Annotated in this window: 19 protein-coding genes; 11 read left to right on the top strand and 8 right to left on the bottom strand. The window is 71.4% G+C overall.

Annotation, left to right across the window (positions count from 1 at the left end):
• Positions 1-9: 9 nt before the first annotated feature.
• Positions 10-384 (bottom strand): DUF488 domain-containing protein, encoded by a 375-nt coding sequence (locus H629_RS0105805; protein ID WP_024356356.1) that lies wholly within the window; start codon positions 382-384, stop codon positions 10-12.
• A 187-nt stretch (positions 385-571) separates the two neighbouring features.
• Here H629_RS0105805 and speB point away from each other — a divergent pair, with 187 nt between their 5' ends.
• Positions 572-1561 carry an agmatinase gene (speB, locus tag H629_RS0105810; protein ID WP_024356357.1) on the top strand — a complete coding sequence of 330 codons (990 nt, stop codon included), beginning with the start codon at positions 572-574 and terminating at the stop codon, positions 1559-1561.
• 132 nt (positions 1562-1693) lie between these two features.
• Here the strand turns inward: speB and H629_RS0105815 are convergent, their stop codons facing one another.
• Entirely contained in the window at positions 1694-2470 is a 777-nt protein-coding gene (locus H629_RS0105815) for a nitrilase-related carbon-nitrogen hydrolase (RefSeq protein ID WP_024356358.1), read from the bottom strand.
• Positions 2471-2745: 275 nt separating this feature from the next.
• Between H629_RS0105815 and H629_RS0105820 the strand changes: the two genes are divergently transcribed.
• Positions 2746-4236, top strand: coding sequence for an APC family permease (locus tag H629_RS0105820; protein ID WP_240471054.1), 1491 nt, complete (start codon positions 2746-2748; stop codon positions 4234-4236).
• A gap of 155 nt (positions 4237-4391) precedes the next feature.
• On the opposite strand, the gene H629_RS14020 is transcribed toward H629_RS0105820, so the two are convergent.
• Entirely contained in the window at positions 4392-5405 is a 1014-nt protein-coding gene (locus tag H629_RS14020; protein WP_024356360.1) for a LacI family DNA-binding transcriptional regulator, read from the bottom strand.
• Between the two features lie 11 nt (positions 5406-5416).
• Positions 5417-6469 (bottom strand): polyprenyl synthetase family protein, encoded by a 1053-nt coding sequence (locus H629_RS14475; protein ID WP_024356361.1) that lies wholly within the window; start codon positions 6467-6469, stop codon positions 5417-5419.
• Positions 6470-6624: 155 nt separating this feature from the next.
• Between H629_RS14475 and H629_RS0105835 the strand changes: the two genes are divergently transcribed.
• Complete coding sequence (locus tag H629_RS0105835) at positions 6625-7305, top strand: metal-dependent transcriptional regulator (RefSeq protein ID WP_024356362.1); 681 nt, start codon at positions 6625-6627, stop codon at positions 7303-7305.
• Between the two features lie 6 nt (positions 7306-7311).
• Here H629_RS0105835 and H629_RS0105840 read toward each other — a convergent pair whose 3' ends face one another.
• Positions 7312-7710 carry a DMT family transporter gene (locus tag H629_RS0105840; RefSeq protein WP_152485652.1) on the bottom strand — a complete coding sequence of 133 codons (399 nt, stop codon included), beginning with the start codon at positions 7708-7710 and terminating at the stop codon, positions 7312-7314.
• 2 nt (positions 7711-7712) lie between these two features.
• Positions 7713-8033, bottom strand: coding sequence for a DMT family transporter (locus H629_RS0105845; protein ID WP_024356364.1), 321 nt, complete (start codon positions 8031-8033; stop codon positions 7713-7715).
• Between the two features lie 410 nt (positions 8034-8443).
• Here H629_RS0105845 and H629_RS0105850 point away from each other — a divergent pair, with 410 nt between their 5' ends.
• Positions 8444-9088, top strand: coding sequence for a hypothetical protein (locus tag H629_RS0105850; protein WP_024356365.1), 645 nt, complete (start codon positions 8444-8446; stop codon positions 9086-9088).
• A gap of 42 nt (positions 9089-9130) precedes the next feature.
• On the opposite strand, the gene H629_RS0105855 is transcribed toward H629_RS0105850, so the two are convergent.
• The gene (locus H629_RS0105855) at positions 9131-9457 is read right to left on the bottom strand and encodes a GNAT family N-acetyltransferase (protein ID WP_029746632.1); all 327 of its coding nucleotides are present in this window, start codon (positions 9455-9457) and stop codon (positions 9131-9133) included.
• Between the two features lie 227 nt (positions 9458-9684).
• Here H629_RS0105855 and H629_RS0105860 point away from each other — a divergent pair, with 227 nt between their 5' ends.
• From H629_RS0105860 to H629_RS0105890, 7 genes are all read left to right on the top strand, one after another.
• Positions 9685-10461, top strand: coding sequence for a hypothetical protein (locus H629_RS0105860; RefSeq protein ID WP_024356367.1), 777 nt, complete (start codon positions 9685-9687; stop codon positions 10459-10461).
• On the top strand, positions 10458-12155 hold the full coding sequence (locus H629_RS0105865; RefSeq protein WP_024356368.1) for an adenosylhomocysteinase: 1698 nt from the start codon (positions 10458-10460) through the stop codon (positions 12153-12155). The genes H629_RS0105860 and H629_RS0105865 overlap by 4 nt, the downstream gene beginning before the upstream one ends.
• Positions 12156-12222: 67 nt before the next feature.
• Positions 12223-13539 carry an amidohydrolase family protein gene (locus H629_RS0105870; RefSeq protein WP_029746634.1) on the top strand — a complete coding sequence of 439 codons (1317 nt, stop codon included), beginning with the start codon at positions 12223-12225 and terminating at the stop codon, positions 13537-13539.
• Positions 13540-13794: 255 nt separating this feature from the next.
• Entirely contained in the window at positions 13795-14631 is an 837-nt protein-coding gene (locus H629_RS0105875; protein WP_024356370.1) for an ABC transporter substrate-binding protein, read from the top strand.
• 10 nt (positions 14632-14641) lie between these two features.
• Positions 14642-15511 carry an amino acid ABC transporter permease gene (locus H629_RS0105880; RefSeq protein WP_024356371.1) on the top strand — a complete coding sequence of 290 codons (870 nt, stop codon included), beginning with the start codon at positions 14642-14644 and terminating at the stop codon, positions 15509-15511.
• The gene (locus H629_RS0105885) at positions 15508-16335 is read left to right on the top strand and encodes an amino acid ABC transporter ATP-binding protein (protein WP_024356372.1); all 828 of its coding nucleotides are present in this window, start codon (positions 15508-15510) and stop codon (positions 16333-16335) included. The genes H629_RS0105880 and H629_RS0105885 overlap by 4 nt, the downstream gene beginning before the upstream one ends.
• 175 nt (positions 16336-16510) lie before the next feature.
• Positions 16511-17986, top strand: coding sequence for a DHA2 family efflux MFS transporter permease subunit (locus H629_RS0105890; RefSeq protein WP_024356373.1), 1476 nt, complete (start codon positions 16511-16513; stop codon positions 17984-17986).
• Between the two features lie 24 nt (positions 17987-18010).
• On the opposite strand, the gene H629_RS0105895 is transcribed toward H629_RS0105890, so the two are convergent.
• On the bottom strand, positions 18011-18925 hold the full coding sequence (locus tag H629_RS0105895; protein WP_024356374.1) for a LysR family transcriptional regulator: 915 nt from the start codon (positions 18923-18925) through the stop codon (positions 18011-18013).
• Positions 18926-19029: the final 104 nt, after the last annotated feature.

The raw sequence follows: 19029 nt of genomic DNA on the forward strand, positions 1-19029 counted from the left end.
CGCCGCGGGTCATGCGCGACGGAGCAGCGCCTCCCGCAGCACGATGGCGTGATTCCTGCGTTCGTCTTTCGCGCCGTACAGCAGGGTGAGCACGTCGTGCTCCCGCGCGAGGGCGACGAGGCGGTCGAGCGCCTCGGCGGCCGGCGGCTCGGCGAGCTCGGCCCGGTAGTGCTCGGCGAAGGCGGCGAAGTGGTCGGGATCGCGGCCCTCGGGGTCGTCGTGCCATTCCCGCCGCAGTTCGGGGCTCGGCGCGGCGTCCTGCTCCCAGAGGTCGAGCGCTGCGCGTTCCTTGGATACGCCGCGCGGCCAGAGGCGATCCACGAGCACGCGGCAGCCGTCACCCGGCGCGGCGGGGTCGTAGACGCGCTTGATCCTGACATCCATGCCTCCAGTCTGCGCCCCGGCCGGGGCGAGCGCCAGAGGCCCGCGGAGCACTGGACCGAAGCACCCGGTACTGATACGCTTGCCGAAACGTTACGGCACATCGATGCTTGTGAAGCAAAGAAGCTCCAAAACGTTTCAACATAGATCACGGCGGGCTCGGCCCGCACCACCACTGAAAAGAGGAACCATGACTGAAGAGTCGACCGGCTCGTTCGACGAGACCATGTGGAACGGCCTCCTGCACGGCGGCCTCGGCGGCACCTTCATGGGCGTGCCCAGCGTCGAGCTGCAGCGCGACGCGATCATCGCCTCGGGAGCGAAGGCCGTCGTCTACGGCTTCCCCTTCGACGCCACCACCATCAGCCGCAGCGGCGCCAACTACGGCCCGCGCGCGATTCGCGAGACCTCGGTGCAGTACACGAACTTCCAGGCGACGTTCGACTTCGACCTGTTCGCGCACCTGCCGCTCGTCGACGGCGGCGACTGCAAGGTGGCGCTGGGCAACACCCCCAAGACGTTCGAGCGGGTCGAAGCCGACATCGCCGAGATCGTGGCCGCCGGGGCGATCCCGGTGGTCTTCGGCGGCGACCACTCCGTGAGCATCCCCGTGGGCAAGGCGGCGAAGAAGCCGGGCACGAGCCCCGGCTGGGTGCAGTTCGACACCCACCTCGACGCCGCCCCGCACGTCGGCGGCGAAGAGCTGAACCACTGCTGCACCATCACCCGCGCCGTCGACAACGGCTACGACCCCGCGAAGATCGTGCTGGTCGGCATCAGCGGCTGGATGAACCCGAAGACCGAGCTGAAGTACTGCCGCGACCACGGCATCCGCGTGATCTGGCTCGAGGACATCTGGCAGAAGGGCACGCTCTGGGCCGTCGAGCAGATCCTGGAGCGGGTCGGCGAGGAGGGCTTCTACCTCACCTTCGACGTCGACGCCCTCGACGCGGCCTTCGCGCCGGGCACCTGCGCGCCCACGCCCGGCGGCATGACGATCCGCGAGGCTTTCGAGATCATCCGCGGCATCGCGCCCGCGGGGCTCATCGGGCTCGACATCGCCGAGCCGGCTCCGTCGCTCGATCACTCCACCCGCACGCAGCTGATCGCCGGGCGGATCGCGCTGGAGGCGCTGGCCTTCCACGCGGGATCGCCGAACACGCCGGTCTACGTCGGCTGAGCCGCGAGAACGCAGGCGGGCCGGGGAGAGATCCCCGGCCCGTCTGCGTGTCTGCGGAAGGCCTGTGCGTCTGCGTGTCTGCGGAAGGCCTGTGCGTCTGCGGGGAGGGGCGTGCGCCGCCCCCTCGCTTTCCTACGCCTCGTAGAGTGCGGGTCGCCGCTGCGCGAGCATGGCGGTGGCGCCGTCGCCACCGGCTCCGAGTTCGAGCATTGCGGTCAGCTCGCCGCGCGTCTCGGTGTCGAGTTCGGCGATCGTCGTGCCATCGGGGGCGACGATGCGGCTCGATCCGCAGAAGTCGTGGCCCGATTCGCTGCCGACCCGGTTGGCGTAGGCGACCGGCACCCGGTTCTCCAGCGCGCGGGCGGTGACCGCGGTGCGGTGATCGAGCTCGTAGGGGTGCATGTTCGCCGATCCTGCGATGAGCAGTTCGGCGCCGCGCAGTGCGAGGGTGCGGCCGACCTCGGGGAACTCGATCTCGAAGCAGTTGATCACGCCGATGCGCGCGCCGCTGAGGGTGATGGGGGTGATGCTGTCGCCGGCTCGGAAGACGTCGCGTTCGCCGCCGAAGAGGTGGGTCTTGCGGATCGCGGGGAGCACGCGGCCGTCGCGGTCGATGGCGAGGTAGGCGTCGAAGAAGCCGTCCTCTGAGGGTTCGACGAAGCCGATGAGCAGCGCCGTTCCGGCCTCTCGGCACGCCGAGGCGAGTGCCGCGATCCGAGGGTCGTCGGTGTCGATGGCGAGTTCGGAGAGCCGCTCGGTCTGGTAGCCGGTGAGGAACAGCTCGGGGAAGACGAGGAGGTCGGCGTCGCTCGCGGCGAGCGCGGCTCGGGCGCGAGCGAGGTTGCCGGCGATGTCGCGGGGGAGCGGCGCGTCCTGGACGACGGTGATGCGGAGAGTGGAAGTGCTCATGGTGCTCACATTCTCGCACGGCGGTGCGGTGCTGGCCAGCGGTTGCTAAATCGTTTCGATAATCCACTCTACTGAAAATAAAGACCTCCCAGCATCTTGTTAAAACGTTTCGGCTCAGGTAACGTGGGCCGCGGATGACCCCGGATCGCGCCCTCAGCGGCACGCCCCGGCGCTCCCGGCGGAGGCGCCGATGATCGTCGCACTCCGTCGCCGTATCTTGAACCAAGGGAGTTTCCATGACCACGGCGCCGACGGTGATGAAGAGAGAATTCACCATGTTTTCCGCGCTCTCAGTCGCATTCGCGTTCGTCTCGCCGATCGTCGCGCTGTACAGCGTGCTCGGGCTCGGCCTCACCACCTCGGGTCCGGCCTTCATCTGGGGCGGCATGATCCTCTACCTCGGCCAGTTCATCGTCGTGCTCACCCTCGGCGTCCTCGCGTCGAAGTGGGCCGACTCCGGCGGCATCTACCAGTGGTCCAGGCGCCTGCTCGGGCACCGCTACGGCTGGTTCGCGTCGTGGACGTACATCTGGACGCTGCTCATCACGCTGCCCGCCGTCGCCTACGCGGGCGCCGTGCTGATCCCGCCGATCTTCGACGTGCCGGCCGCCGATCACGGCCTGGTGACCTGGCTCGCCGTGGGCCTGCTCGCCTTCAGCACCATCGTGAACCTCGCCGGGCGGGTCTTCATCAAGATCCTCATGGTCGGCGTGATCGTCGCCGAGGCCGTGGGCTCCATCGGCGTGGCGATCTGGCTGCTGTTCTTCGAGCGGCACCAGGGCCTCGACTACCTGTCGCCCGCCTCGCTCGGCGACTACAGCGGCGTCTTCTTCTCCGCCCCGCTCGTCATGGCGATCGCGTTCTCCAGCTACTTCGCCATCGGCTTCGAGAGCGCGAGCTCCATCGCCGAGGAAGTGCGCCGCCCGAAGAAGGCCGTGCCCCGCGCGATGGTGGTGTCGTTCTTCGCGATCATGATCATCGTGCTGCTGAGCACGCTCGCCTTCACCCTGGCCGTGCCGAGCGACGCGTTCCTGCAGGATCCCGACAACGCCGCCGATCCCGCGGTCGCGATCATGGCCGCCACCTTCCCGGAGCCCGTGTTCCGCGGCATCCTCGCCCTGTTCGTGATCGCGTTCGCGGCGAGCCTGATGACGATCCAGATCACCGTGTCGCGCATCGTGTGGGCCACGGGCCGCAACGGCGAGCTGCCGTTCGCGAGGTTCCTCACCAAGCTGTCCGGCGCGACCGGGCTGCCCCGCCGCGCGGTCATCGTGACCGCCGTGATCGCGGTGCTGCTGTTCATCCCGTTCCAGAGCGAGGGGATCCAGATGGCCCTCATCTCGTTCTCCTCGGTGGGATTCTTCATCTCCTTCCTGTTCCCGGTGCTCGGCATGGCGATCGCGCGCTTCACCGGTCGCTGGAGCGACGATCCGAAGCTCTTCCTGGGGCGCGCCGGGCAGATCGTGAGCTGGCTCGCGCTCGTGTGGCTGGTGTTCCAGATCGCGAACGTCGCGTGGCCGCGCGAGACGGGCGCCGGCTGGGCGAGCGACTGGTCGACGATCATCGGCGTCGCCGCCGTGGGCGTGCTCGGAATCATCGTCGAGGCGTGGGTGCACCGCAAGCGGGTGCACGCCGCGACCACGGGTTCGACGATCGTGATCGTCGAACGCGACGAGTCCGACGACGATGACGAAGACGAGGCCGTGCCGGCCGCCGGTGCGGCGGCGGTGCTGCTCGAAGAACCCGCGGGGAGCGAGCGGGCCTGAGACGGACGATGCCGCGCGAGCCGAGGGGCCGCGCGGCATCGCTGTCTGCGCCTGCGGGGGCGGGCGGTGGATCAGGCCGGGCCAGCCCGGTAGCGGACGCGGATCGGCCTTCCTCCCGAGAAGTCGTGCACCGGCGCCCCTTCCGGTGCGATCCCTCAGTCGGCGAGCGTCGACTCGCGCACGTTCAGCGAGGTCGGCACGAGCTCCCGTCGCCGCTCGGCCGTGCCGTCGAGCGAGTCGATGAGCAGGTCGACCGCGATCTCGCCGAGCCGCACCGGGTGCAGGTCGAGCGCGGTGATCGGCCGCTGCAGACCGTAGTCGAGGTAGCGGCTGTCGGTGAGACTCAGCACCTGCAGATCGCCCGGAACGTCGAGTCCGAGGGTGTGCGCGCTGCGCTCGGTCGCGTGGGCGAGCGTGTCGAGCGTGGTGAGCACCGCGTCGAAGCGCCGATCCGGCGCCGCGAGCGCGGCCTGGATGACGGGCTCCGCCTCGTCGACGCGGGGCCCGGGGGAGCGGATGATGATCGGCTCGATGCCGGCCGTCGAACACCAGTCGAGATACGCCGAGAGCTCGTCGCGCACGTAGGACGAGCTGGTCTCGCTGAGGAACAGCGCGGGCTTCGCGCCGCGGGTCGCCGCGAGATGGGCGAGCGCCGTCGTGGTGCCCGAGGCGAAGTCGTTGTCCACCCAGCTCAGGTCGTCGGAGTTGCGGCCGACCGTGACGCAGGCGATGCCCGCGCCCGCAGCCGCGGCGAGCAGCGGATCGTTCTGACTCGGGTCGACCACGATGAGGCCGTCGGCCGCGGAGAAGAACGTGCGCGACGACTCGTGAGAGGGCAGCATCGAGAGCAGGAAGCCGCGCTGGAAGGCCTGCGCGCTCGCCCCGCTCAGCACCCGGAAGTAGTACTCGACGTCCCACTCGGGCTGCCCCGGCTTCGTGGACTGCGCCGCCATCGGCGACACGGTGAGCACGAGCGATCCGGTGCGGCCGGCGTTGAGATTCTTCGCGATGCGGTTGACGGTGTAGCCGAGGCGCGCCGCCGTATCGATGACGTTCTGGCGTGTGGCGGGGGCGACGCGCCCCTTGCCGTTCAGGGCTTCCGAGGCGGTCGCGACCGAGACGCCGGCCTCGGCCGCCACGTCCTTGATGGTGATTCTGCGCGGTTTCACGGTGCCTCGTTTCACTGGTGGAGCTGCCGGGAAGTCGCGGGCTCGAAAGCAGCGCCGGGCACGACGATGCCTGCGGCGAGATCGAGCAGTTGCGGCCGGAGCGCGGGCGGCAGCAGCGCCCGCCCCTCGACGAACAGCTCGGCGATGCGCGCTTCGGCCTCGGCCGTCACCTCTGGCGCGCCCGCGGCCGCCGCGAGCCGGTCAGCGGCGACCGCGGCGGGGTCGGCGGCCTCCGCGCCCGCTGCGGCGCCGAGCCCGGTCGGTCCGGCCAGGCGCCGGAACGCCAGCCAGAGCGGCAGCGTGGGGATGCCGTTCCGCAGATCCGCGCCGTGATCCTTGCCGAGCTCCGCGACGTCGCCGTGCACGTCGAGCAGATCGTCGGCGACTTGGAATGCGAGCCCGAGTCGCTCGCCCGCGGCCGCGAGGGCGGCGGGATCCGGCGCCGCGCCCACTGCGGTCCCCGCCGCGGCGGCAGCCCCGCCGAGCTCGAAGGCGGCACCGAACAGCGCCCCGGTCTTCAGCGTCGCGTACCGCTCCAGGGCCCTCGGGGCGTCGGCGCCCCAGCCGAGTGCGGGTTCGAGCAGCTGCCCCGTGCTCAGCGCGCGCAGCGCACGCGCGAGCGGTGCACTCGCCGCGGATCCCAGCGGGGCCACGACCTCCTGCGCGATGCCGATCAGCAGATCGCCGACGAGGATCGCGGTGTCGTCGCCCGAGACGGTGTGGAGCGCGGCGGCCCCGCGCCGCATGCTCGAACCGTCGATGAAGTCGTCGTGGACGAGCGAGGCCGTGTGCAGCAGCTCGACCGCGGCGGCGGCCTCGGCGAGGAAGCGGGGATCGGGATCGCCGTAGGCGTGCGCCACCGCGATCAACGCCCGTGCGCGCACATACTTGCCGCCGGTGAGCGCGGCCGCCTGAGCGGGCGGCACGGTGCCGGAGGGGAGAACGGCGAGGTGCAGGTCGAGCAGCTCTTGCAGACGGGCGACCGCGTCGGCGAGGCCGGCGGGCTCGGCCTGCCGCGCGAACCCCGGCGCCGGGCTCTGAACGGGTGCGGACGAGGCGGTCATGCGGCTCCTTCGGGTCGGGTACGCCGTACGACTCCAGGGTAGGTCTCCGGCTCCCCGCTGCCAAATCGATTCGGCAACGATCGCGCCGCCGCGGAGCCGCGCCGACCGAGGCTGATGCACCCCGGTCGGCGGCGTTCGCAAGCTATCCTGAGGGCGTGAGCGTCGACGATCTATCGCCCAGTATGCAGAACTACCTCAAGGTGATCTGGGGCCTGCAGGAGTGGTCAGACGCGCCCGTCTCGAACTCGGCGATCGCCGAAGCGGCGGGCGTCCGACTGTCGACCGTCTCCGACGCGCTCCGCAAGCTCTCGGACCAGGAGCTCATCGGCCACGTGCGCTACGGCACCGTCACCCTCACGGAACTCGGGCGGGAGCACGCGGTCTCGATGATCCGCCGGCACCGGCTGCTCGAGACCTTCCTCGTGCAGGCGCTCGGCTACGAGTGGGACGAGGTGCACGAGGAGGCCGACAGGCTCGAGCACGCCGTCTCCGACGGGCTCATCGACCGCGTCGACCGCGTGCTCGGGTACCCCACGCGCGATCCGCACGGCGACCCGATCCCGAGGGCCGACGGGCGCGTGCACCGGCCCGACGCGGTGATCCTCTCGGCCGTGCAGGCTCCGTGCCGCGCCCGCGTCGAGCGGATCTCCGACGCCGACAACGAGATGCTGCAGTACTTCGCGAGCCGGGGCCTCGTGGTCGACGCCGAACTCGAAGTGCTGCCCGGCGAGCCCTACTCCGAGACCGTGACGGTGCGCGTCGGCGACGCCGAGGCCCCGGTCAGCCTCGGCCCCGCCGCCGCCGCGTCCATATGGGTGTCGGTGACGGCCCGGTAGCGGCCGCTACGCAGGGTCGGGCGAAGAGACCGGATCCGGATCCTTCGCGAACTTCAGGCCGATCACGCAGCCCACGATGCCGGCGAGGAAGACGAGCTTCAGAGCGGTGGGCGTGTCGGTGCCGAGCGCGAAGGAGGCACCGACGGTCAGCGCCGCCCCGAGGCCGGTCCAGATCGCGTAGGCCACGCTCACGGGCAGGCCCCGCATGGCGTAGCCCAGACCGAACAGGCTGATGGGGTTGGTGATGAAGAACACCACGGTCGGCGCCGTCACGGTGAAGCCGTGCGACTGCTTCAGCGCGATCGCCCACACCGCTTCGAGCACCGCGCTCGCGAGCAGCGCCAACCAGTGGCGGATCGACGCGGTCTTGGCTTCGGGAGCCCCGCGCATCGGTCGACGAGCCATGATCAGCTCACCGCCTTCAGGCCGACCACGCAGCCGATCAGCCCGATCAGCAGCACGACCCGCAGCACGGTGGCCCGATCCTTGCGGGTGATCAGCGCCCACGCCGCCGTCAGCACCGCGCCGATGCCCACCCACACCGCATAGGCGGTGCCGACGGGGATCTCGCGCATGGCCCAGGCCAGCCCCGCCATACTCGCGAGATAGGAGACGACGAAGAGGACGCTCGGCCAGAGCCGCTTGAACCCTCGGGAGGCGTCGAGCGCGGTCGCCCAGACCGCCTCGAGCATTCCGCTCAGCACCAGCAGTATCCACGCGAATGACATGACGCGACTTCTCTCTGGCCGTCGTCAATGTGCGGGTACAGCTCCCTCGTCCGCGCCCCCGGAAACAGAGGCCGTATTCAGTGTCTCACGCGCCGCCCCTCGCGGTGCTCGGGATCTGCACAGCTAGGGCCCGTCCGTCCCGCCTGGTCCGTCCGTCCCGCCTGGCCAGCCTGGCCCGCCCGGTCCGCCGCCGCCCCCGCCGCCGTCCCGCCCCCGTCCATCCCCGCACCCGCCCTCAGAAATCGGGGTCGCTTTTGGCCGTGTCGGAGGCCGCGACACGGCCAAAAGCGACCCCGATTTCTGGAATGGTGGCGCGGAGGCCGTATTCGGAAGACCGCAGGCAGAGGAGTGACGCGGGCGCGTTTTACGCGATAATGGGAGAGGCCCGTGTGGGCCCCGGAAGGAGCGCGGTGTTCGGCTGGTCGAAGAAACGCAAGCGCGGCAGTGCGCGGCCGCCGCGACGCCTGCCCCGCCGCGTGCTCGCGCCAGTCGAGGAGATCGTCGAGCAGGGGCTGCTCGTCGCCGACGTCGCGGTGCGCATGACGGTCAAGAACGAGATCATCATGAACGCGCTCAAGCGCCACGCCGACTACGACCAGACCCAGATCCGCGAGATGGTGCGCCAGGCCACCGCAGACCTCGCGAAGGAGCGGGAGCGTGACGCCCGGCACATCGGGCGCATGCGCGACGAGATCCGCGACACCGGCCGCAGCTCGTGGAGCGAATCGGACTACGGCAACGACGACAACCGCACCCTGCGCCATCGCCAGGAAGTGTACGAGCGCGTCGCCGAAGAACTCCAGACGCGCGCCGAGGACGAGACCTACCTCACCGAGACCGCCGAACGCGCCCGCTCGATGGCGTGGGACGAGATCGGCGACTCGCTCAAGGAGCGCGCCACCCACCCCTACTACAGCGGCGGCGACAACGAAGAGTACCGGGAGGCGCGCGAGAGCCGCATCCAGCAGCTCATCGAGAAGGACCTCACAGCCCTCGTGCAGCAGCAGGCGAAGCCTGCCAGCCGACTGCGCCGGAAGCGCAAGACCGAGGAGTAGCCCGCGGCGCCGAGCCGGCTGAGAAGGGCCCTCGGCGGCGGATCAGCGCTCGCGGAGCTCCGGGTGGCGCGTGAGGTAGCCGTCGATGAACCAGCACGAGGCGTGCAGCGTGCGGTGCCCGATCGCGTCACCCGTCAGCGCGTGGTGCGCGAGCAGGCCTGCGAGCCCGGTGCCGCGCAGCTCGGGCAGCACGACCGTGTGATCGAAGTCGATGGTGTGCTCGCCGACGAAGGAGTAGTGCGCCTCGCCGACGAGCTGCCCCTCGCCCTCGCCGTTGCTCTGGTAGATCGCATAGCGCTGCTCGCCGGGCTCGTGCACGATGCGGAATCCGTCGGCCGCGGCCTGCTGCTCGTCCAAGTATCTCGCCATGCTCCCCACCCTATGCGGCGTGCGCCGCGAGCGCGGAGGGGTTGACAGGATCGCGATCCTCGCGCGAACCTGCACGTGTGCGCGCCGCGCGATCGCAGGGATATGCAGCTGGTGCGTTGGCAAGTGTGGGAGCCAGTCTGGCCGGGGCCGGGGCCGGAGCCGCGGTACGGGCGGGGGCTGCTGGCGTCTGCGCCAGGAATGTCGGTGGTGCCGACTATTCTCAAAGAGTGCTTCAGCTGCCTCGTGTCCGCCGCGCCCCGATCGGGGCGCTCGCCTGCCTGCTGCTCGTGGGCGGGCTCGCGGGCTGCGCTGCGCCGGAGCCTCCTCCCGAGCCCGAGGTGCTGTCGGCGACGAAGGCCGGAGGCGTCTATCTCGACGCCGTCTGCCCGGTGAACGCCGCGTGGGACGATGCCGACGCTGAGCTCGACAGGCTGCGCATCGCGGTCGCTCGCGGTGGCGACGTGCAGATCGACACGGCGCGCTTCGCTACGGCGATGGAGCGCGTGGCCGAGGCGAGCGCCGAGGCCGGCGAACAGCTCGACACAGAGCAGCAGAGCTGGCCGGCGGTGGCGGAGGCGCCGGTGGCCTCGGTACGGAAGACGCTGCAGGCGGATCGGAAGCAGGCGGCGAGCGTGGCGAAGCTCGACGCCGCCGAAGCCGTGGCCTACGCCTGGCAGGGGGCCGCAGAATCCGGTGAGGCGGCCGCGGCGGCTCGCGCCGCGCTCGGGCTGCCGGATGATCCTGAAGCGGCGTGCGCGCAGTGGGAGGCCCAGCAGGCCGAGCGCGAAGCCTCGGACAGAGGCACGGGCTCAGGCGCCGGCACGGGCTCAGACACCGGTACGGGCAGCGGCAGCGATACGGATTCAGGCGCAGGCGGATCCAGTGCGAAGGACCGGAGCTCCGGTGCCGCCGACCCGACGACGCCCGCGGATCAGCAGACCCCGACCGGATCCGGACCGGACGCGGGCAGTGACGACTCCGAGCGGAAGGCGCAGGATCGATGACCGAACTCGACGGACGAGGATCGCGCGCCGCGGCGGCGCTGCGGGTCGAGCGCGCGATCCGCGCGGCCGCTCGCGCGGGCAACCGGCTGCTGGCGGGCGGCGTCGCCCGCGTCGAACTCGCAGACGGGTGCGAGCGCGAGACCCTGCTCGTCGCGCTCGCCCGCATGGGCGTGCGCCTCGAAGAGCCGGCGGCTCGCCCAGCCGAGTTCGTCTTCGTCGAGCGGTTGGGCGACGAGCATCGGGCGGGCTCCGCCGATCCGGATCGCCAGGGTGCCGGCGCGGGTCCAGCGCCAGATGCAGCCCGCGGGCTGGCGCCCGTGCTGGTGGCGCTCGACGGCGGCATGGCGTCGGCCCGCGGCGACGACGCGGCGGCGAGGATCGCGTGGGCGGCCGACGGCATGCGCGCCACGGCGCGCCTCGCGGCCGAGTTCGCCGAGACCGCCCGGGCGAGCGCCGGGACCGGTGGGAAGCCGCGCATCGGCGTGAGCCTCGTGCTGGAGCCGAAGACCGCCGCGCTGACCCTCGCGCTCGCCGACGCCGGCTGCGAGGTGGCGCTCTTCAGCGCCGTCTCCGAGACCGATCCCGAGGTCGCCGCCGCGCTCGCCGCCGATGGTCGGGTCGAGGTGTTCGCCCCCACGAGCGCCGGCGCGGCCGACGCAGCAGGATCCGCCGCCTCCGTCGATGCGGAGCACGCCGCAGCGATCCTCGACTGGGGTCCCGAGTACCTCGTCGACGACGGATCCCACCTGATCCGCCTCGCCCACACCGAGCGCCCGGCCGCCCTCGACCGCCTGCGAGGCGCCGCCGAGGAGACCACCAGCGGCGTGCGCCCGCTGCGCGAGATGGCGGCGGACGGAGTGCTGCGCATCCCCGTCATCACCGTCAACGACGCCCGCACCAAGACCGACTTCGATAACCTCGTGGGGACGGGGCAGTCGTGCGTGCTCGCGATCGCGGACCTGCTCGATCGCGCCGGCTGGGCGCCGCCCGCAGGGGCCGATCCGCGCGCCGCCGCCCCGGAGTACGCCGGAATCGCGGGCAGCCGGTGGGCGGTGATCGGCTACGGGCCCGTCGGCGTGGGCACGGCCCGCTTCGCCGCCGCGCTCGGCGCCGAGGTGACCGTCGTGGAGCGGGACCCCGTGCGCGCGCTCGCGGCCCTGCACGACGGCTTCGAAGCCCGCCGCGCCGAAGCCGCGCTCCCGTCCGCCGATGTGGTGGTCAGCGCCACCGGCGTCTGGCACACGCTCGACGTAAGCGGCTTCGCCCTGCTGCGGCCCGGCACCGCGGTCGCCGTGGCGGGCGGCATCGACGACGAGCTCGCGCTCGACGAGCTGCGGGCGGCGGGCTGGAGCGTGCAGTCCGCCGGCGAGGGCGTCGCGGAGTGGACCGCGCCGGGCGCGGCCCGTGGCCCGCTCGTGCTCGCCGACGGCGGGGGCGTCAACTACACGGCCGCCGAGGGCAACCCCGTCGAGGTGATGGACCTCTCCTTCGCGACCCAGCTCGCGGCGCTCACCCGCCTCATGCGCGGTGACCTCGCCCCCGGCGTGCACGCCCTCTCGGGGGAGGACGAGGCCCGGGTGGCGCGGACAGCGCTCGCGTTGCGCGGCGGATCAGCCGATCCGGCACCCTCCCGCAGCCGCCCCGGCGGCGCAGCCCAGCCGTGGTCCGTGCACCGCTACCGCGCAGCCCGCTGAGCCCGCGGTCCGCGCGGCCGCGGACGGCGGGTGCGCGGCGACCGAGGCGAGCGCACGCCCTAGAATCATGCGGGTGAGCACAGCACCCGAGATCGTCGTCTACAGCGCCTCCCTCGTCTTCCCCGTCGTCAGCCCGCGCATCGAGGACGGCGCCGTGGCGGTGCAGAACGGACGCATCCTGCACGTGGGGGACCGCCGCTGGGTGCTCGACGCGCTCGCCGCCCGCGGCGTCGAGCACCGCGAGGAGCACTGGGAGGGCGTGCTCGCCCCCGGCCTCGTGAACGCGCACACCCACCTGCAGTACACGCGCATGGCCGAGGTCGCGCAGCGCAACTACACCGGCTTCGACCACTGGGGCGACGCCTTCGACGTGGTCTACGAGCGCGGCGGGCACGACTGGGCCGCCGCCGCTGCCGACGGTGCGCAGCAGAGCCTCGCCGCCGGGGTGACCGCCGCCGCCGACGTCGTCACCGACCGCGAGGCGCTCAGCGCCCTGCACGACGCCGGCATGCACGGCATCGCCTACTGGGAGGTCTACGGCAAGAGCAATGCCGACTGGGATGCCGCCGCCCGCGACGAGGTGCGCGAGCAGATCCGCGCCATCCCCACCCCGCCCGGCGCGGGCGTCTCGCCGCACGCGCCCTACTCGCTCGAAGTGCAGCCGCTGCTCGAACTGCCCGACATCGTGCGCGAGGAGGGCCTGCGGCTGCACATCCACCTCGCCGAGGCGCACATGGAGCGCGAGTTCGACGGCATCGACGGCTACGTGGGCGCCGGGCCCGGCGGGCACGGGGAGTGGCCGGAGCTCGGCGCCGACAGCTTCCGCGCACTGCGCTCGCACGGCATCGGCGTCTCGTCGACGCAGTTCGTCGACCACCTCGGCGTGCTCGGGCCCGACTGCCACATCGCGCACGGCGTGTACGTGAGCGCCGAGGATCGCGCGCTGCTGCGCGCGAGGGGCACCAGCGTGGCGCTGTGCCCGCGATCCAACGAGGTCATCGGCCTCGACATGCCGCCCGTGGCCGCCTACCTGCGCGAGGGCAATCTCATCGCGGTCGGCACCGACTCGCTCTCGTCGTCGCCCTCGCTCGACCTGCTCGCCGACGTCGCGGCGCTCTACCGGGTCGCCCGGTCACAGGGCTACCGCGACGACGATCTGCACCAGCGGCTCTTCACCGCGGCCACGCTCGGCGGCGCCGCCGCGCTCGGCCAGCACGTGGGCAAACGCCGCATCGGGCAGCTCGGCGTGGGGGCGATGGCGGACCTCGCCTTCTTCGCATCAGCGTCGCGCCAACCGGACGCCGCGCTGGCCGAGCTCGTCGAGGACGGCGCCGGCCGTGCCCGCCGCACCATCGTCGCAGGCGTGGAGCGCTTCCGCGCGTAGCGCGCGCAGCGCAGAGCGCGTAGCGCAGCGTCACGCCCCGCCGAGAGGCGGGTATCGCATGGCGAGCCGGGATCCCGCATGCGAGATCCGCCTCTCGACGCATGGCGACCTGGCGGGGAGGGGCCCGGCTCGTGTGACTCCCGGTGACGCGCGATGCGGGATACGGCCTGGAATCTCATAGACTGGTCTGCGGTCGGCGCGGCTGCGCCATGCCCGGACGCGCCCGCGCCTCTGCACTGATCGAAGGAGCCCCCCATGTCACGCACCTCCCGCCTCGTCGCGGCCGCCGCTGCCGGCGCCGCGGCCCTGCTCGCCCTCACCGCCTGCACCAGCGGCGCATCGTCCGACGGCGGCGCGGCAGAGGTCGGCCCCGTCACCGAGGGCAAGCTCACCGTCGCCACCGGCGAGCCCGCCTACGCGCCCTGGGTGCTGAACGACGACCCCGAGAGCGGCGAGGGCTTCGAGGCCGCAGTCGTCTACGCCGTGGCCGAGGAGATGGGCTACGCCGAGGGCGACGTCGTGTGGGTGCGCTCGAGCTTCGACTCGGCCATCGCCCCCGGCCCCAAGGACTGGGATCTCAACGTGCAGCAGTTCTCGGTGAGCGAGGAGCGCGCGAAGGCCGTCGACTTCTCGTCGCCCTACTACGAGACCACCCAGGCCGTCGTTGCCGCGGGCGGCACCCCCGCCGCCGACGCGAAGAGCATCGCCGACCTCAAGGACACCGTCATCGGTGTCGCCTCGGGCACCACCTCGCTGAAGGTGGCCGAGGAGGTCATCGCACCGAACCAGCAGATCCAGGTCTTCAACAACGTCGATGACACCGTCGCGGCCCTGCAGAACGGCACCATCGACGCGATGGTCACCGACCTCCCCGGCGCCTTCTACGTGCGCGATGCGCAGCTCGACGACGGTGTGATCGTCGGCCAGCTCGACTCGGCCGAGGGCGGCGACGAGTTCGCCTTCGTGCTGCCGAAGGGCTCCTCGCTGACAGCCGAGGTCTCGAAGGCGCTCGACGCGCTCCGCGAGAAGGGCGCGCTCGATGAGCTGGCGGCGAAGTGGATCGCCGACCAGGGCGCACCGGTCCTGAAGTAGTCCTCTCCTCGTGACCACCACCCGCCCCGGCGGCGCGCCGTTCGAGCCCTCGGCCATCGAGCTCGAGCGGCGCGCGTACCGCCGCGCCCGCAAGCAGCGGTCGATCCTCCTCAGCGTCGCGAGCACGCTCGTGTTCGCGGCGGTGATCGCCGTCGTGCTCGTCAACAGCCCCGGCTGGAGCCGGGTGAGCGAGACCTTCTTCGATCTCGAGGTGGCGGTCCAGTCGTTCCCCCGTGTGATCGAGGGGCTGTGGCTCAACGTCCAGGTGCTCTTCGTCGCGGCGATCGGCGTGGCGATCCTGGGCACGCTGCTCGCGGTCGCGCGCACGCTCAAGGGGCCGGTGTTCACGCCGATCCGCCTCATCGCCGCCGGCTACACCGACATCTTCCGGGGCATCCCGGTGCTGCTGGTGCTCTACCTGGTGGGCTTCGGCATCCCGGGCCTTGAACTGACAGGCCGCATGCCGGCGCAGTTCTGGGGCACGATCGCGCTGATCCTCAGCTATTCGGCGTACGTGGCCGAGGTGCTGCGCGCTGGAATTGACGCGGTGCACCCCTCGCAGCGGCTCGCCGCTCGCTCGCTCGGTCTCAGCCACGGCAAGACGCTGCGGCTCGTCGTGATGCCGCAGGCGGTGCGCAAGGTGACACCCGCGCTCATGAACGACTTCGTGTCGATGCAGAAGGATGTCGGCCTCATCTCGGTGCTCGGCGCCGTTGACGCCGTGCGCGCCGCGCAGATCGAGGTGGCATCGAGCTACAACTTCACGCCCTACGTGCTCGCGGGCGTGCTCTTCGTGCTGCTGTCGTGGCCGTTCATCCGGCTCACCGACTGGCTGACGGCTCGCGCGCAGAAGCGCGAGCAGGTGGGAGGCGCCGTATGACCGCATCGATGGAGCGGACGGCGGATCCCGCGGCGCGGCCTGTGCTCGACGTGCAGGGGGTGCACAAGCGCTTCGGCGACCACCCGGTGCTGCGCGGAATCGATCTCACCGTCGACCGTCACGAGGTCGTGGTGCTCATCGGCGCCTCGGGCTCGGGCAAGTCGACGCTGCTGAAGACCATCAACCTGCTCGAGCAGATCGACGACGGTCGCATCCTGCTGGCGCGGGCGTCCGCGGGGGAGCGGGGCGCCGCGGCCGACGGCACCGAGATGGAGGACATCACCGATCCGCGCATCGACCCGGACCGGGTGCGCGCGCGGATCGGCGTGGTGTTCCAGCACTACAACCTCTTCCCGCACATGAACGTGCTCGACAACGTCACCCTCGCCGCGCGCCAGGTGTTCGGCGCGTCGCGCAGCGAGGCCGAGCGCACCGGGCTCGCCCTGCTCACCCGCATCGGTCTCGCCGACAAGGCGAAGGAGTACCCTGATCGGCTCTCGGGCGGTCAGCAGCAGCGCGTGGCGATCGCGCGCGCGATCGCCACCGATCCGGAGCTGCTGCTGCTCGACGAGATCACCAGCGCGCTCGATCCGCAGCTCGTGGGCGAGGTGCTCGACCTCGTGCGTGATCTCAAGGCGGCGGGCTCGACGATCGTGATGGCGACGCACGAGATGTCATTCGCGCGGCGGGTGGCGGATCGCGTCGTCTACCTGAAGGACGGCGTGATCGTGGAGTCGGGCCCGCCCGAGCAGATCTTCGACGACCCGCAGCGCGAGGAGACGCGGGAGTTCCTGGCGCGCGTGCGCGACCCTTTCGGGGAGTGATCGCGGTGCGGTGCGCGGTGCGTCAGTCCGCCACCGCGGCGTTCTGAGCGCCGGGTCGCCGGAAGCGGGCTCATCCTTGCGATGCGATGTGCCGAGGGAGTAGGCTGTTAGGTCTGCCTCCGAAGGGTCCTCTGCGCGATCCCGGCCGGGGCGGCCCATCTCAAGGAGTCTTGCCGTGACCTCAGATACCGCTTCGGTGCGAGTGCCGCCCTCGCCCGGCGACACCATCGACCCCGCCGGGATGCGAGTGATCTGGCTGCTGCTCGTCGCCGCTTTCGTCGCGATCCTCAACGAGACCACGATGGCGATCGCGATCCCCGCGCTCAACGTGTCGCTCGGCATCCCGCCCGAGCTCGGCCAGTGGCTCACGAGCGCCTTCATGCTCACCATGGCCGTGGTGATCCCCACCACCGGCTTCCTGCTGCAGCGCTTCACGACCCGCCAGATCTTCCTGGCCGCGATGATCTCCTTCGTGCTGGGCACCGCGATCTGCCTCGTGGCCCCCGGCTTCATCGTGCTGCTCCTCGGCCGCATCGTGCAGGCCGCGGGCACGGGCATCATGATGCCGCTGCTCATGACGACCATGATGAACGTCGTGCCGCCGCACTCCCGCGGCCGCATGATGGGCCGCGTCGGTCTCGTCATCAGCCTCGCACCGGCGCTCGGGCCGACGCTCTCGGGCGTGGTGCTCGATCATCTCGGCTGGCGCTGGCTCTTCGGCATCATCCTGCCGATCGCGCTCGTCGCGCTCGCACTGGGCGCGAAGTGGATGACGAACCTCGGCGAGACGCGGAACGCGCCCATCGACGTGCTCTCGATCGTGCTGTCGGTGTTCGCATTCGGCGGCATCGTCTTCGGGCTGAGCCAGATCGGCGGCCACGGCGGGGCGGCCGGAAGCGGCGTCGGCGTGCCGCCGTGGGCGGTGCTCGTGGGCGGTGCGCTGTTCCTCGGCCTGTTCGTGTGGCGTCAGCTCGCGCTGCAGAAGCAGGATGATGCGCTGCTCGACCTGCGGGTCTTCACCTCGCGCAACTACGTCGTCTCCGCGGTGATCATGGCCGTGATCTCGCTGTCGATGTTCGGCACCTTCTCGCTGCTGCCGCTCTACCTGCAGAACGTCGCCGGACTCGAACCCACCGTCGCAGGCCTGGTGCTGTTGCCCGGGTCGATCCTGATGGGTCTGCTCGGGCCGGTGATGGGCCGCATCTACGATGCGCGCGGTCCGAGAACGCTGCTCGTGCCCGGCACGACGCTCATCACGGCGGCGATGTTCATGTACTCGACGGTGGGCACGCAGACGCCGGTGTGGCTGCTCGTCGTGGTGCAGATCGCGATGTCGCTGGGCCTTGCCAGCTCGTTCACGCCTCTGTTCTCGGCCTCGCTCGGAGCGCTCGACCGTTCGCTCTACTCGCACGGCTCGGCGGTGCTGAACACGCTGCAGCAGGTCGGCGGGGCGGCCGGCACGGCGGTGCTGATCTCGATCTACTCGACGTCCCTGCACGCGGGCGAGGCTCGCGGGCTGCCGACGGCCGAGGCCGGCGAGCCGGGCACGCACGCGGCGTTCTTCGTCGCGGCGTGCATCTCGATCGTGCCGCTCGTGCTCGCGTACTTCGTGCGGAAGCCCGCCGATCAGGAGGGTGCCGCCGCGCACTGACCGGCGGAGGCGGCGCAACCCGTCTCAGTCGGTGGCGGAGATGGAGCGCCGCACCGCCTCCGCGAGCTGGCGCACCGCCGTCACGGGGCCGGCCGGGCCCGCGGGCGCCGCGAGCAGCAGCTCGCGCGCGAAGCGGGCGTCATCGATGGGGCGCAGCACGACGCCCTCCGGCGGATTCGCGGCGACGAGGCTCGGCACGACGCCCACCGCCATGCCGGCCGCGATCAGCCCGAGCATCACCGAGTAGTCGTCGGTGCGGATCGCCACATCGATCTTGTGTCCCTCGACCTCGAACATCTCGCGCACGAGATCGTCGATGGTGTCGCCGGGGGTGGAGCCGATCACCCAGCTGTCCGATGCCAGCGAGAGCAGTGCGGCCCGGTCGAAGCGGGCGCGCCCCGCGGCGGGGTGCGCGGACGGCAGGGCGATGAGCAGCGGATCCGTGAACAGCCGGGTGGTGTGCACCTCGGAGCGGAAGGGCAGTTCATAGCCGCCCGCGGCGTAGACGAGCGCAGCATCGAGCGTGTGCTGATTGACGCGCGCCACGAGCGGGGAGACCTCTTCGAGGGTCGCGTCGAGCTCGATCCCGAACTCGGAGACGCGGCTCACGATGCCCGGCAGGAGTCGGGCGGCGGCGGTGGGGAAGATGCCGAAGCGCAGCCGGATCCGCCCCAGCTGCGCGAGATCTCGCACATCGGTGAGGGCGCGGTCGGCGAGCCCGAGGATCTCCTCGCCGCGCTCGAGCATGAGCGCGCCCGCGGTGGTGAGCCGGCTGCCGCGCGTGCTGCGGATCGTGAGGTCGGCGCCGACGAGGCGGTCGAGGTTCTTGAGGTGGTAGTCGACGGTCGGCTGGCTCCAGCCGAGGCGCGTGGCGGCACGCGCCACCGAGCCCTCGGCCGCCACGGCGCTGAGAGCTTGGAGCTGGCGCAGATCGATCATGATACTCCCGTCACCTTCTGGAGCGAGGCGGGGTCTTCGCCCGGCCTGGCTCAAGACAGTATATGGTTCCCGTGAGGGGTTTGCGGGGTTCCCACGCGCGCCGC

It is taken from the genome of Leucobacter chironomi DSM 19883 (assembly GCF_000421845.1).
Lineage (GTDB): Bacteria > Actinomycetota > Actinomycetes > Actinomycetales > Microbacteriaceae > Leucobacter > Leucobacter chironomi.